Annotated in this window: 9 protein-coding genes; 3 read left to right on the forward strand and 6 right to left on the reverse strand. The window is 54.2% G+C overall.

Features of this window, described 5'->3' with window-relative positions; all coding sequences use genetic code 11:
* Nucleotides 1–10: 10 nt before the first annotated feature.
* Nucleotides 11–886, forward strand: coding sequence for a co-chaperone DjlA (gene djlA, locus OI69_RS06510; RefSeq protein WP_039347654.1), 876 nt, complete (start codon nucleotides 11–13; stop codon nucleotides 884–886).
* A gap of 81 nt (nucleotides 887–967) precedes the next feature.
* Here the strand turns inward: djlA and rluA are convergent, their stop codons facing one another.
* From rluA to OI69_RS06530, 4 genes are all read right to left on the reverse strand, one after another.
* Complete coding sequence (gene rluA, locus OI69_RS06515; RefSeq protein WP_039347657.1) at nucleotides 968–1,621, reverse strand: bifunctional tRNA pseudouridine(32) synthase/23S rRNA pseudouridine(746) synthase RluA; 654 nt, start codon at nucleotides 1,619–1,621, stop codon at nucleotides 968–970.
* 168 nt (nucleotides 1,622–1,789) lie between these two features.
* Nucleotides 1,790–4,693, reverse strand: coding sequence for an RNA polymerase-associated protein RapA (rapA, locus tag OI69_RS06520; protein ID WP_039347660.1), 2,904 nt, complete (start codon nucleotides 4,691–4,693; stop codon nucleotides 1,790–1,792).
* 184 nt (nucleotides 4,694–4,877) lie between these two features.
* On the reverse strand, nucleotides 4,878–7,244 hold the full coding sequence (locus OI69_RS06525; RefSeq protein WP_039347663.1) for a DNA polymerase II: 2,367 nt from the start codon (nucleotides 7,242–7,244) through the stop codon (nucleotides 4,878–4,880).
* Nucleotides 7,245–7,361: 117 nt separating this feature from the next.
* On the reverse strand, nucleotides 7,362–8,942 hold the full coding sequence (locus tag OI69_RS06530) for a sensor domain-containing diguanylate cyclase (protein ID WP_039347840.1): 1,581 nt from the start codon (nucleotides 8,940–8,942) through the stop codon (nucleotides 7,362–7,364).
* 146 nt (nucleotides 8,943–9,088) lie between these two features.
* On the opposite strand from OI69_RS06530, the gene OI69_RS06535 reads away from it, so the two are divergent.
* Nucleotides 9,089–9,859 carry a DedA family protein gene (locus tag OI69_RS06535; RefSeq protein WP_039347666.1) on the forward strand — a complete coding sequence of 257 codons (771 nt, stop codon included), beginning with the start codon at nucleotides 9,089–9,091 and terminating at the stop codon, nucleotides 9,857–9,859.
* Nucleotides 9,860–9,927: 68 nt separating this feature from the next.
* On the opposite strand, the gene ilvN is transcribed toward OI69_RS06535, so the two are convergent.
* The gene (ilvN, locus tag OI69_RS06540; RefSeq protein WP_039347841.1) at nucleotides 9,928–10,239 is read right to left on the reverse strand and encodes an acetolactate synthase small subunit; all 312 of its coding nucleotides are present in this window, start codon (nucleotides 10,237–10,239) and stop codon (nucleotides 9,928–9,930) included.
* Nucleotides 10,240–10,244: 5 nt separating this feature from the next.
* Nucleotides 10,245–11,909 (reverse strand): acetolactate synthase large subunit, encoded by a 1,665-nt coding sequence (gene ilvB / locus OI69_RS06545; protein WP_039347668.1) that lies wholly within the window; start codon nucleotides 11,907–11,909, stop codon nucleotides 10,245–10,247.
* 765 nt (nucleotides 11,910–12,674) lie between these two features.
* On the opposite strand from ilvB, the gene OI69_RS06550 reads away from it, so the two are divergent.
* The gene (locus tag OI69_RS06550; RefSeq protein WP_039347672.1) at nucleotides 12,675–14,297 is read left to right on the forward strand and encodes a family 43 glycosylhydrolase; all 1,623 of its coding nucleotides are present in this window, start codon (nucleotides 12,675–12,677) and stop codon (nucleotides 14,295–14,297) included.
* The last annotated feature ends 6 nt before the right edge of the window (nucleotides 14,298–14,303 follow it).

Raw genomic sequence — 14,303 nt, forward strand, 5'->3', positions numbered from 1 at the left:
TGAGGAGTATATGCGGTATTGGGGAAAGTTGCTGGGGTTAGCGCTGGGGATCGTCTCAAGTGCTGGCATCTGGGGAATGATCATGGGCTTACTGATGGGGCATTGGATTGACAAAGCCCGGGCATCACGTCGCCGTGATTATTTCTCCGCGCAGTCTACCCGTCAGTCATTGTTCTTTCTCACGACCTTTCAGGCTATGGGACATCTGACCAAATCCAAAGGTCGGGTGACGGAAGCCGATATCAAGATCGCCACCAAAATGATGGATCGTCTTGAGCTGTTTGGTGAGGCGAGAACTGCCGCTCAGCGGGCTTTTCGCGAGGGAAAAGCCGGTCATTTCCCTTTGCGGATAAAATTGCGCAAGCTACGCGATGCCTGTCTGGGACGTTTTGATTTAATTAAGATGTTTCTGGAAATTCAGCTTCAGGTCGCGTTTGTGGATGGCGTCTTGCATCCGAACGAACGACGCGTGTTATACGTGATTGCCGATGAGCTGGGCGTGACGCGTGAGCAGTTTGAGTTCTTTCTGCGGAATATGGAAAGTACCACGGGGCAGCAATCGCGGCAGAACCAGTCACGCCAAAACGGTAAATCGCATCAACGCCGCAGTAATGGCTATTCCAACGGACACTCTTATGGTGGTCAGCGTCCCGCTTCGCCCCCGCGTGGGCCAACCGTTGAAAGTGCCTGCCGAACGTTAGGCGTGCGCAGCAGTGATGACGCGGCGACGATTAAACGGGCTTATCGCAAACTCATGAGTGAACATCATCCCGATAAGCTGGTCGCCAAGAAGCTTTCGCCGAGGATGATGGAGATGGCCAAACGCAAAGCGCAGGATATCCAGGCCGCTTACGAACTGTTGAAAAGCGCGAATCAGGCAAAATAATCCGCATTTTTCCTCTCTTTTTACTTCTCTGTTTTACCGTTCTACCAACCCAGATGTACAAATCCTGTCAACGCGTTTATCTCAGAAATCCGCTTCGCAGCGAAAGTGCATTGGCGTATTGAAAGCCGGATGCGTGATAGCCAGTTCTTGCGCGTGTAGTAACAGGCGAGGGGCCAACGCTTTGGCGTCGGGATGGGCATAGAAGCCATCGCCGAGGATAGGGTGGCCGAGTGCCAGCAGATGGACGCGCAGTTGATGGGAGCGACCGGTAATCGGCATCAGTTTGACGCGCGTCGTACCGTCCTCATCCCGTGAGATCACCTGATATTCAGTCTGTGCCGCTTTGCCTTCTTCAAAGCAGACCTTCTGTTTCGGGCGATTTGGCCAGTCGCAGATCAGCGGCAGATCGATAACGCCTTCATCCTGTTCCATATGTCCCCAGACGCGGGCAAGGTAGGATTTCTTTGGTTCACGCTCGCGAAACTGACGCTTTAATTCGCGTTCGGCGGCTTTCGTCAGTGCGACAGCGATCACACCGCTGGTCGCCATATCCAGACGATGCACCGATTCGGCTGTTGGGTAATCCGCCTGAATACGGCTCATCACGCTGTCTTTGTGTTCAGGCGCACGGCCTGGAACCGACAGCAGACCGCTGGGTTTATTCACCACCATGATGTGCTGATCCTGATACAGAATGTGCAGCCAGGGATCGGTAGGCGGGTTATAGGGTTCCATCGGGGCACCTTTCAGGCAACATATAATGTGTGATATTAGGGAGAACACGGGGATGAGGTTCCCGCAGGGAGGCCTCGCCCCGTGGTATGCCCGTGTATCTCGATTTTGCAAACAACATGCCGTTTTAGCAGCGGTATGGCGTGATGCCAATACCGCTGTCAGAAACGCTTACTGGTGCGTCACCACCACCAGACGGATCGCATCCAGACGCCAGTTGGCTTCATGGAGATTGCTTAGTACCTGTTCACGCTGGTTTTCCAGCGCTGTCAGTTCATCTTCACGAATGTTGGGGTTAACGGCTTTTAGCGCTTCCAGACGTTCCAGTTCGCGGCGCAATTGCAGGTCGGCCTGCTCCTGAGCCTCGGCGATAAGCTGGCGTGCCTGCGTTTCTACCAGCGCTTCCGCCTGTTGCAACATGGCATGAACATCGGCCTGTACCGCATTCACCAGCTTGCTGGACGTATGACGGTTTACCGCATTAAGCTGGCGGTTGAAGCTTTCAAACTCAACCTGTGCCGCCAGATTGGTGCCTTTACGGTCCATCAGCAGGCGAACCGGCGTTGGCGGCAGGAAACGGGTCAGTTGCAGGTGTTTCGGCGCCTGCGCTTCCACAACGTACACCAGTTCCGCCAGCAGCGTGCCGACCGGTAACGCTTTATTTTTCAATAATGACACCGCGCAGCTTCCAGTATCACCGGATAGCACCAGATCCAGCCCGTTACGGATCAGCGGGTGTTCCCAACTGATAAACTGGGCGTCTTCACGCGAGAGCGCCTGATCGCGATCGAACGTGATCGTGCAGCCGTCCTGTGGCAAACCGGGGAAATCCGGCACCAGCATATGATCGGATGGGGTCAGGATGATCAGATTGTCACTGCGATCTTCCTGATTGATGCCAACAATATCAAACAAGTTCAGCGCAAATGTCACCAGATTGACATCATTATCCTGCTCGGCAATGGCCTGCGCCAACTGCTGCGCTTTTTCACCACCGTTAGAGTGCATTTCCAGCAGGCGATCGCGACCTTGTTCAAGCTGTTGTTTCAGGCTGTCGTGCTGTTGGCGGCAGGTATGGATAAATTCATCCAATCCCTGCTGTTCACCGACCGTCGTCAGCCGCTCGATCAACTGCGTATGGTGGGCATCATAGATGGTGCGGCCTGTCGGGCAGGTGTGCTCAAACGCATCCAGCCCTTCGTGATACCAGCGCACCAGTAAAGCCTGTGCGGTGTTTTCCAGATACGGCACCATAATCTGAATTTCTTTGGCCTGTCCGATACGATCCAGACGACCGATACGCTGTTCCAGCAGGTCAGGGTTGAATGGCAGATCGAACATGACCAAATGGCTGGCAAACTGGAAATTACGCCCCTCGGAACCGATCTCTGAACAGATTAACACCTGTGCGCCTTCTTCTTCAGAAGCAAAATAGGCGGCGGCACGGTCACGTTCCAGAATCGACAATCCTTCATGGAAGACGGCGGCGCGGATCGCTTCACGCGTACGCAGCACCTGCTCCAGTTGCAGTGCTGTAGCGGCCTGCGCACAGATCACCAGCACTTTTTCATCGCGGTTTGCTGTCAGGTAGTTAAGCAGCCATTCCACGCGTGGATCGAAGTTCCACCAGGTGGCATCGTCACCTTCAAGTTGCTGATAAATTTGTTCTGGGTACAGCATGTCGCGGGCGCGTACTTCCAGCGCTTTATTGGCGTTCATGATGCCAGAGACTTTAATCGCTGTTTGATACTGTGCTGGCAACGGCAGACGGATTTGATGCAGGACACGTTGCGGGAAACCTTTCACGCCCTGACGGGTGTTACGGAACAGCACGCGGCTGGTGCCGTGGCGATCCATCAGCATAGCGATCAGCTCCTGACGCGCTTTCTGATTGTCATCGCTGTCACTGTTAATGGCTTTCAGCAGCGGCTCAATATCCTGCTCACCCAGCAGGTCGCTCAGCGCGTTCAGTTCCGCCGTTTGCGCTTTCTCACCGGCTAATAGCAGCGTGACCGCATCGGCAACCGGACGATACTGCTGCTGTTCGGCAACGAACTCCTGATAGTCGTGGAAGCGGTTAGGATCGAGCAGACGTAAACGTGCAAAGTGGCTCTGCTGGCCGAGCTGTTCCGGCGTCGCGGTTAACAGCAAAACCGCTGGTGTCGCGCGCGCCAGCGTTTCGATGGCCTGATATTCCGGGCTGGGGCTTTCTTCGCTCCAGACCAGATGATGCGCTTCATCCACCACCAGCAGATCCCAGTCGGCGTTGACTAACTGGGCAAAACGTTGAGCGTTGCGTTGAACAAAGCCCAGTGAACAGATCACCAATTGCTCGGTTTCAAATGGATTGCTGCTGTCCAGCTTGGCTTCAGCGTAGCGCTCGTCGTCAAACAGTGAGAATAACAGGTTAAAGCGGCGCAGCATTTCGACTAGCCACTGATGTTGCAGGGTTTCAGGTACGATAATCAGCACACGGCTGGCACGACCCGCCAGTAACTGCTGGTGGATGATCATGCCCGCTTCAATGGTTTTTCCCAAACCGACTTCATCTGCCAGCAAAACGCGTGGCGCATGGCGTTGGCCGACTTCATGAGCGATGTGAAGCTGGTGAGGGATGAGGCTGGCACGCATGCCACGTAAACCGACCTGCTGTTGCAGCGCCTGCTCGTTCTGATGCTTGCGCGCACGATAGCGCAGGGCAAAGCGATCCATGCGATCAATCTGTCCGGCGAACAGGCGATCTTGCGGTTTGTTGAACGTCAGTTTGCTGTCCAGAAAGACTTCGCGCAGTTCCACCGATGTGTCATCGTCCAGGCGTTGGCCGCAATACACCAGCAATCCTTTTTCTTCTCGCACGTCATCTACTTTAAGCTGCCAGCCTTCGTGGCTGGTGACGGTGTCGCCGGGATTGAACATCACGCGGGTGATGGGGGCGTCACTGCGGGAATAAAGTCGGTTTTCACCGCTGGCAGGGAAAAGCAGCGTTATCATACGTGTATCGACGGCAACAACCGTTCCCAGTCCAAGTTCGCTTTCCGTATCGCTGATCCAGCGCTGACCAAGTGTAAAAGGCATAAATTCTTAGCTCGATGTTCGTCTGTGTCGGGGAAATGTCTGATTACATTATCGGGTGCCGATAATGCTGCTGATGCACATTCAGAAAGGGCGTTATGGTAATGGATGATGCCGCATTCGTCACCCCTCAAACTTGCTGTACCACGAATTAAGGCTTTTCATTGAAAACATTAACCGCTTCCATTCAAAACAAACCCATCTGGCCTGTCACCAGCGTCGTAAAATCGTCATGCAGGAAAGGGAGAATGGCGTCTGCGACGGGCTGGAGTTGGCGTTCCACATAATGCTGATAATCCAGCGGTGAATGCCGGGTTTCCAGCGGCTCAGGGCCGTTAACCGTCATCACATAACTGATCCAGCCACCGTTTTGGTATTGTAGCGGTCGCCCTTGCTGACGGTTGTAGTCATCGGCAATTTTAGCGGCTCTGGCGTGTGGCGGCACGTTGCGTTGGTAATCATCCAGTCGGCGGCGTAAGCGTTTACGGTAGATCAGCAGGTCGTCAAACTCGCCGTTCAGCGTGCGGTCAACATACTCTCGCAGCCAGTCCTGATAAGGCTTCTGTTGAAAAATCAGCAGATAGAGCTGCTGCTGAAACTGCTGCGCCAGTGGCGTCCAGTCGGTTCGCACGGTTTCCAGCCCTTTGAACACCATCTTTTCACCTTGTGGCGTGTCAATGAGTCCGGCATAGCGCTTTTTACTGCCTTGCTCGGCACCGCGAATTGTTGGCATCAGAAAGCGGCGAAAATGGGTTTCAAACTCCAGTTCCAGCGCGCTGGTCAACTGCTGGGTGTCTTGTAGGTGCCGTGTCCACCACTGGTTAACGTGTTGCACCAGCGTCCTACCAATCTGTGTGGCTTCCTCTTCGCTGTGCGCGTGTTTCAGCCAGACAAAGGTCGAATCAGTATCGCCATAAATTACCTGATAGCCTTGTTTTTCAATCAGTTCGCGCGTTTGGCGCATGATTTCATGGCCGCGCAGGGTGATGGAAGAGGCAAGGCGCGGGTCGAAGAAGCGACAGCCTGTCGCACCCAGTACGCCATAAAAGGCATTCATGATGATTTTTAACGCCTGTGACAGCGGTTTATTATTCGTGCGTTTTGCCGCTTCTCGCCCTTGCCAGATTTGCTCGACAATCGCGGGTAAACAGTGCCGATCGCGAGAGAACCACGCGCCGCGAAAGCCAGGGACGGCGTGCTGATCATCTGGATTCTGTGTTCCCACCGCCAGCCCGACCGGATCGATCAGGAACGTGCGGATGATCGAGGGATACAGGCTTTTGTAATCCAGTACGAGCACTGAATCATACAGACCGGGGCGTGAATCCATTACAAATCCGCCGGGGCTGGCCTCCAGTGCGACATCACCCAGATTGGGGGCGACGAACCCCATGCGATGCATACGTGGTAAATAGAGATGGGAAAAGGCTGCGACGGAACCGCCGCTGCGGTCGGCTGCCAACCCCGTTACGCTGGCGCGCTCCAGTAGGAAAGGTAATAGCTCGGTTTTGGCGAAAATACGCGTGACCAGTTCGCAGTCTTGCAGGTTATAGCGAGCAAGTGCGGGTTTATCTTCAGCAAAACGCCGGTCAATTTCATCCATCCGTTGATAGGGGGTGTCGATGGCTTTGCCTTCCCCGAGTAGCGACTGTGCGACGAATTCCAGACTAAACGAGGCAAAATTCCACGTCGCGGATTTGAGCGCGTCAATGCCGTCAATAATCAGGCGGCCAGTGGCGCTGGCAAAAAAATGCCCCTGTTTGAAGCCGTGTTCTCGCCATTCCAGCACCTGCCCGTTACGCCCCAGTTTGAGAGGAATGTGGTAACGCTCGGCATGTTTTTGTAACACGCGCAGGTCAAACTGCACCAGATTCCAGCCGATGATGGCATCGGGATCGTATTGTTGCATCCATTCATTCAGCCTTTCCAGCAGCAGCGGGCGGCTGGCGACGTACTCAAGATTAAAATCATCGTGTTCGGCAGGCGTACCGTTCGGTGGCCCGAGCATGTAAACCTGACGCTGCCCGCAGCCCTCCAGCCCAATACAGTAAAGCTCGCCGTGGCGGTTGGTTTCGATATCCAACGACACTAGCCTGAGCGTCGGGCGGTAATCGGGATTGGGTTTCATGCGGGTGTCGGTCAGCAGATTACCTGACGTAGGTGTACCGCTCAGCCACACTGGCGCGGTGATAAAGCGCTCCATGAGAAAGCGCTCAGTCGGGCGAATATCGGCTTCGTAGACCTGAACGCCTCCCTCGCGCAGCAACTTTTCCAGGCGCAGCAGTTGGCGGTATTGTGGGCAATACAAACCTAGCAGCGGTTGATGGTGGAAATCCTGCATGTCTAGGGGTTTTAACTGCCAGCGTTTTTCCGATTGTAGGTGCACTCTTGCGCGAGCTTCCTGCTGCGCGGGAATAAAGGCAACCGCGTGCTGCACGGGCAAACGAGCCAACAGCGGGCCCTCATCGGTGGCCAGCCAAAATTCAACCTGCGTGCCTGCTGGCGTATCGTTCCAGTGGCGGGTTAGTAGAAACCCCTGACGAAGCTGAGTCACTAAGTGGCCTTTTATCGCGAGCGGGATAAGAAAAGAGAGTAACGTTAAGTATGGTTATTTATACAGGTGATGTCCAGTATCCTGAGACATCACCGAGATAAAGAAGGAGAAAGGGGATTAACGCTCGTTGCCGGAGGTGGAAACCACGCGATTGCGACCTTCCTGTTTGGCCTGATACAGGGCTTCATCCGCCAGCTTAAAGGTGCGCTCGATCGATATAGTGCTTACGTCCGGTTCCCATAGGGCGACACCTAATGAGATGGTGATATTACCTACTACAGGGATCGTCGATTCCTGCATGCGCTTCCGTAGCCGTTCAGCAATATTGATAGCGACGTCCAGACTGGTTTCCGGCAGCAGGATAAGGAACTCTTCACCGCCGCTGCGGCACAGAATGTCGGTATCGCGTGAGCTGGTGCGAATAAGCTGTGAGAGATAGCGGATGACATTATCCCCTACATCATGGCCGTAGGTGTCATTGATGCGTTTAAAGCGATCGATATCCAGTGCGATAATCGCGAAACTTTTCTGCCCCATCTGCCAGTAGCGGAGCACGCTATCCAAACCACGACGATTGAGCAACTCGGTCATTGGGTCAGAATGGGCCTCTGAACGTAATTTACCAATCTTACGCTGGAGGAGATCGATACCCAGCAACATCGCCTGTTTGAGCTGTGAGGCTTCAAAATACCAGGAGTGGATGTTTCTGATATCGTCGGAAACGTCCGTGGCATCCATCTTATTGGCGCTTCGAGCCAGCAGCCACAGCGGCTGTGCGATGAGTCGGGCAAGCAGCCAGACGCAGAAGATAGTCAACAGGGCGAGTGGGAGCGTATGGCGCAGCACATTCAGCATCAGGCCATCCAGTGGTTTCAGTGTGGTGGCAGTCGGACGCAGCGCCACAATCTCCCATTGTGAGGTCGTTTCAATCGCATAGCCCGCGAGCATCGGCTCACCCAGGTCGTTCAGCGTATGTTGGCTGCCGTTCTCTTCATGTTGCGTGTCGATCGCCTCGATCGTGTTCTCTGTTTCGCCAACGCGTTCTATATCACGGTGATACAGCATTCTTTTATTTTTGTCGGTGACGTAAATATAGGAGCCATCGCGGTAATAGTGTTTGTCTAACAAGGTATTGAGGACACTGGGTTGCTTAAGATAGATCGAGCCACCAATAAACCCTTTGTAGCGACCATCCCGTGTGAAAATCGGTGAAGAGATGAGTATAAGAAAGTTATTAGCGGCAGAAACATAGGGCTGGCTGATAAGCGGTTTCTTTTCTCTCAACGCTTCGAGTGCGCCTGCTGTTGTGAGGCTTCTCTCGATTAATTGGAACGTATCGGGTGAAGTGGCTCTGACAACACCTTTCTCATCGGCAATGACGACGGAATTGAAATTGCTGGTTTGTAACCGCAGGCGGTCAGCTTCTTTAAGCAGATTAACCTGATCGTCCATCTGGGTCGCGACGATAGTGGCGCTATAGGCGAGCTGCTGCTGAGCTTCTTTAAAAAAAGAATGCGTCATCGCCGCGAGCTTGGTGGCATAGACGCGATTGGCTTCCAGTGTGTTATCAATCAGAAGTTCACGTTGGACGCGGTAGCTGGCATAAAAACTGTTTGCCAGCGTTACCAATGCGCTTGCCACTGCCAGAAATAGGATAAGACGTCGTAATCCGAAATGGGTGAGTAGTTTAAAAAACATAATGGCAGTGCCGCACAGTGGCAAAAAATGACCGCTATCATAAGTGTTGCTGACCATTGGTGCAAAAGAATTGACCAGCAATCAGGAGTTGACGGCGTCTGCTATGATCCAGACAATCCTTGTTTTTATAAAATACAGGTAAGTTTATGGAAGCGTGGCTGGATCATCTGGTTACTCAATCGCTCGCGTATTCACTGATCGCCGTCATGCTGGTTGCCTTTCTGGAGTCTCTGGCTCTGGTGGGGCTATTGTTGCCGGGAACGGTGATGATGGCAACGCTCGGGGCATTGATTGGCAGTGGACAAATGGGGCTGTATCCTGCGTGGGCGGCTGGGATTATTGGCTGTCTGCTAGGGGACTGGATTTCCTATTTTATTGGCAGGCGTTTCAAAGCGCCGCTGCATAATTGGTCTTTCCTGAAAAAGTATCAGTCGTTACTGAATAAAACCGAGTATGCGCTGTATCAGCACCCGATGCCGACGATCTTGATCGGGCGTTTTGTCGGCCCGACACGTCCGTTAATCCCCATGGTGGCGGGAATGCTGGGGCTGCCGCCTTATAAATTTGCTGTGCCGAATATCATCGGCTGCCTGCTGTGGCCACCCGCCTATTTCTTGCCCGGCATTCTGGCCGGGGTTGCGATTGATATTCCCGCAGGGGCGAACAGCGCAGGGTTTAAGTGGCTGCTGCTGATTACCGCGGTCGCGCTGTGGGTCGCTGGCTGGTTAACCTGGCGCTGGTGGCGTAGTGATAAACGTAAACATCGCGATTGGTTTAGCAGAAAGATGCCGCTCAGACGTCTGCGCTGGGTTGCGCCTGTGGTGTCCGTGGCGGCGATTGCCTTGCTGGTTGTGTTGATTCAACATCCGTTGATGCCGGTTTATCGGCACCTGCTATGGCAGGTATTAAACGGGTGATCGTAGGCAGGCCGGGAAAAGCCCCGGCCAAACTATATATTTGATCAAATACGTATTGATGCCATTCGCTAGCGGTAAAATTCGGCGACCTGCTCGAAAATTCGCATTTCTTCACCGTGACGGCGCACCTGAAGCACGTCTTCCAGCTTTTCCACCTGGCTTATCATCTGCTGTAGCCGCTGGTCATCTTTGACCAGTAGCCAAATCCGGCTTTCCTCACCGTCTGCCAGCGGCATACACAAAATCCCTTCCACGTTAAATGCCCGGCGGGCAAACAGGCCGCAAACGTGTGACATCACGCCGGGGTGATTGCGCACAGAGAGTTCAAGCGTGACCTGATTTGCAGTGGATTGCGTTAGTGAAGTTGATTGAGTTGGCATAGTCATTAATCTCCGATCATATCGATGTTTGCTGCGCCCGGAGGCACCATCGGAAAAACTTTTTCATTGGCGTCAATGCGTACGTGGATCAGCGCTGGCCCCGGTTGGTTGAGCGCGTCTTGCAACGCAGCCTGTGGATCGGCGGCGGCGTTCAGATCGCAGGTTGCAAAGCCGAAGCCAGCGGCAATCGCGAGGAAATTCGCACTGTAGCGGTAATCGGCGGCGAAAATGCGCTGTTGGAAAAACAGATCCTGTTGCTGATGAACCAGACCGAGTGACTGATTGTTCATCAGGACGATTTTGACGTTTAGCCCTTCTTCCGCTGCGGTTGCCATTTCCTGAATATTCATCATCAGGCTGCCGTCACCAGAGAAACACACCACGGTACGCTCGGGTTCAGCCAGCGCGGCGCCAATCGCCGCTGGCAAGCCAAAGCCCATGGTTCCAAGCCCGCCAGACGTCAGCCACTGGCGTGGGCGGCGCAGCGGATAAGATTGGGCAACCCACATCTGGTGCTGACCAACATCGGTTGCGATGATGGCATCATCCGTCAGCGCCCGTGCGGTGGCCTGAACCAGACCATAATGACTTAAGGGGTCGTCAGCATTCGGCATGCTGAATGGAAACTCCTGTTGCAGCCCGCAGACGGTTGCACGCCATGCGTTACGCTGCTGCGGCGTAATGTGAGGCAGCAGATGATCCAATGCCTCCGCGACATCCGCATTGATCGCCACATGCGGCTGGCGGATCTTGCCCAATTCAGCGGGATCGATATCGATGTGAATGATGCTGGCATTCGGGCAAAACTGTTCCGCTTTACCAATCGCGCGGTCGTCAAAACGCGCACCCAGCACAATTAACAAATCTGCCTGCTGTAAGATTAGATTGGTTGATCGTGCGGCGTGCATACCCAGCATACCCAGCGACAGCGGGTGATCGACAGGCATGGCACCCAGCGCCATCAGCGTCATGGTGGTTGGCAGGTTGGCACGTTCAGCCAGTTGCACCGCCTGCTCGTGCGCAGCACCGCTAACAATGCCGCCGCCCAGATAGAGAATCGGGCGTTGAGCGGCGTTAATCATCGCCGCCGCTCGCGCGATCTCCTGCTGTGGAATCGTGGGCGGCGTATCGAGAGGAAAGGCATCGGGCAGTGCATCCAGTTCAATGGTCGCGGTCTGGATATCTTTGGGAATATCGATCCACACCGGACCAGGACGACCCGACTGCGCAATGCGGAAGGCTTCCGGGATCACGCGCGGCAGATCGTTGATGTCGCGAACCAGATAGTTATGTTTGGTGACAGGAATAGAGATGCCGTAGGTATCGACTTCCTGAAACGCATCGGTGCCGATCATGCCGGAAGGCACCTGACCAGTGATACACACCAGCGGGATCGAATCCAGTTTGGCATCGGCAATTGCGGTGAGCAGGTTGGTCGCCCCTGGGCCACTTGAGGCCATACAGACCGCGGCGCGCCCGCTGGCACGCGCCATGCCTTGTGCCATAAATCCCGCGCCTTGCTCGTGTCGAGCCAGAACGTGGCGGATTGTCTTACTCTGGCCTAATGCATCATATAGCGGCAGAGCCGCGCCACCGGGGATACCCGCGACGGTGGTGATGCCCTGCTGTTCGAGCAGCCGAACAATTAACTGAGCGCCTGTATAACGCATGTTTACATCCTTCATCAGGGCCGGTGCGGTTCGGAGCGGGGAGGGTATAAACAAGAAACCCCGCTCGGCTGGCGCCGGCGGGGTTTGAGAATCTTCGATTCGGAACCCGTTACGGCGCGCTGCCGACGACGACCACGACTGCCACGCGCACGACGACGACCGCGTCAACATGCGCGGTGCTTAGTAGTGCTGAAGTGGAAGAAGAGTAGTGCGTCACGGGAATCCTGTTTACTTATGTTAGTTATGGTTGAGTGCTGTATTCGAATGAATAACCAATCGACGATTAATATAAGCACAGCAGTATAAAAAGACACAATACCTACAAGGGATAAAAACTGAATATGTCGAATGGGTCACAGTATACCCGTCATACTTCGAGTTGCATGTGCGTTGGCTGCGCTCAAATACTCGGCCCGTCGTGGGCCTCGCCCTGAAGGGCCGCTGCAAGCAGCGTTCAAATCTGCTCCCGGCAGATTTGTCACCCGAATCACTTACTTGAGTAAGCTCATCGGGATTCCCTCACTTGCCGCGTTACGATGCTCATGATTGAGCATCGCCCTAAAGGGCTAACGCTTCGCGTTATTCAAAACGTTCTCGTTTTGTCCTGAAACTCGAATTATTTAGGATATATATTGGTATTTCACCGTACGATTAACGCTCGATTTTTCGCCGCAGAACCAGAGAATCGTGACTGTTTTCACAATTGGAACAGGGTTTCAATGTTATAAATTATAAAATAATCATTGAGATAGTGGGTGGTAACAAATGGGTGTGTCCCGAGCGGTGGGGAAAGGGGTATTGAGCGGTATCTTACTGATGGCAATAGGCATTGGTCAGGCGATGGCCTGCCAGGCTGGCCCTGCCAACGAATGGAAACGGGGGATTGAACAGCAGCGTCAGGCGGATTTGGGCAATGGCTGTTATCTCAACCCGATTATTGCAGGCGATCATCCCGACCCGACGATTATCAAGGATGGGCAGGATTACTACATGACGTTCTCGTCCTTTGACGATATCCCCGGACTGCTGATTTGGCACTCGCGCGATTTAGTCAACTGGGAACCGCTTGGCCCGGCGATCACGACGCCCGTTGATGCCATCTGGGCACCGGATTTGGTGAAGTACAACGACAAATACTATATCTACTTCACCACAAATCGGATTATCGATGCCAAAGGAACGAAAAAGAAAACGCTGTATGTGATCACCGCCGATAACATTCGCGGCCCGTGGACGCCACCGAAAGACACGGGGTTGAAAAATCCGGCCAGTGACCCCGGCCACGTCGTGGGGGAAGATGGTAAGCGCTACATCTTTATGTCTGGCGGCAATCGTGTGCAGTTAACGGACGATGGGTTATCCACCGTCGGCGATATGGCGGTGGTCTATCAGGGATGGGAGTACCCGCAAGCGTGGGATGTGGAAAGTTTCTCGCAGGAAGGGCCGAAGATGCTGCGCCACGGTGACTACTTCTACATGGTGTTGGCTGAAGGTGGAACGGCGGGGCCGCCTACCGGACACATGGTGATTGCCGCACGTTCCAAATCGATCAACGGGCCGTGGGAAAATTCGCCGCATAACCCGATTATCCGTACAAAGGATCGTTCCGAGAAATGGTGGTCGCGCGGCCATGCGACGCTGATCGAAGGGCCGGATAAAAACTGGTATATGGTGTATCACGGTTATGAAAACGGCTTTATGACACTCGGGCGGCAGGCGATGCTGGAACCGATTGTCTGGGGCAATGACGGCTGGTTTACGTCAGCCGGGTTCGATACTGGTAAGCCGATGCGCAAGCCGGAAGGCGGCGAGGCAGTGCCGCACGGTATGGGCTGGTCTGATAGCTTTACCGACGAGAAATTTCCGGCTCGCTGGCACTTCTATCGCGCGAATGCGGAAGAGTTGAAGCGGGTCACGCTCAGCGACGGCAAGCTGCATCTGAAGGCCAAAGGCACGTCGCCGAAAGACAGCGCGCCACTGACGATGATCCCCGGCGATCAGGCTTACCAACTTGAAGTCACGGCGAATTTCGCCCCCGGCGCACAGGCGGGCTTGCTGCTGTTCTACAACGCCAAGCTGTACGTCGGGCTATCGTTTAATCAGGATGGCACCGTCATGCATCGCTACGGGCTGGAAAGGGCGGAAAAGAAACTGCCGCACATAACGGGTAATGACGTGCAGATTCTGATGAGAAACGATCGTCATATCGTGACGTTTTACACCCGAACGTCGGATCAGGAAGCGTGGAAGAAATACCCCGTGCAGATGGAAGTTTCTGGCTATCATCATAACGTCGCGTATGACTTCCTCAGCCTACGCCCCGCCTTATATGCGGCGGGCGAGGGCGAGGTCACATTCAGCAACCTGCGTTATCAGGCGTTACCCTGATTCTCT

It is taken from the genome of Pectobacterium fontis (assembly GCF_000803215.1).
Lineage (GTDB): Bacteria > Pseudomonadota > Gammaproteobacteria > Enterobacterales > Enterobacteriaceae > Pectobacterium > Pectobacterium fontis.

Excerpts from the sequence above, each read along its gene's own strand:
- djlA (WP_039347654.1), top strand. The coding sequence starts at position 11 with ATGCGGTATTGGGGAAAGTTGCTGGGGTTAGCGCTGGGGATCGTCTCA.
- rluA (WP_039347657.1), bottom strand. The coding sequence starts at position 1,621 with ATGGAACCCTATAACCCGCCTACCGATCCCTGGCTGCACATTCTGTAT.
- rapA (WP_039347660.1), bottom strand. The coding sequence starts at position 4,693 with ATGCCTTTTACACTTGGTCAGCGCTGGATCAGCGATACGGAAAGCGAA.
- OI69_RS06530 (WP_039347840.1), bottom strand. The coding sequence starts at position 8,942 with ATGTTTTTTAAACTACTCACCCATTTCGGATTACGACGTCTTATCCTA.
- OI69_RS06535 (WP_039347666.1), top strand. The coding sequence starts at position 9,089 with ATGGAAGCGTGGCTGGATCATCTGGTTACTCAATCGCTCGCGTATTCA.
- ilvN (WP_039347841.1), bottom strand. The coding sequence starts at position 10,239 with ATGCCAACTCAATCAACTTCACTAACGCAATCCACTGCAAATCAGGTC.
- ilvB (WP_039347668.1), bottom strand. The coding sequence starts at position 11,909 with ATGCGTTATACAGGCGCTCAGTTAATTGTTCGGCTGCTCGAACAGCAG.
- OI69_RS06550 (WP_039347672.1), top strand. The coding sequence starts at position 12,675 with ATGGGTGTGTCCCGAGCGGTGGGGAAAGGGGTATTGAGCGGTATCTTA.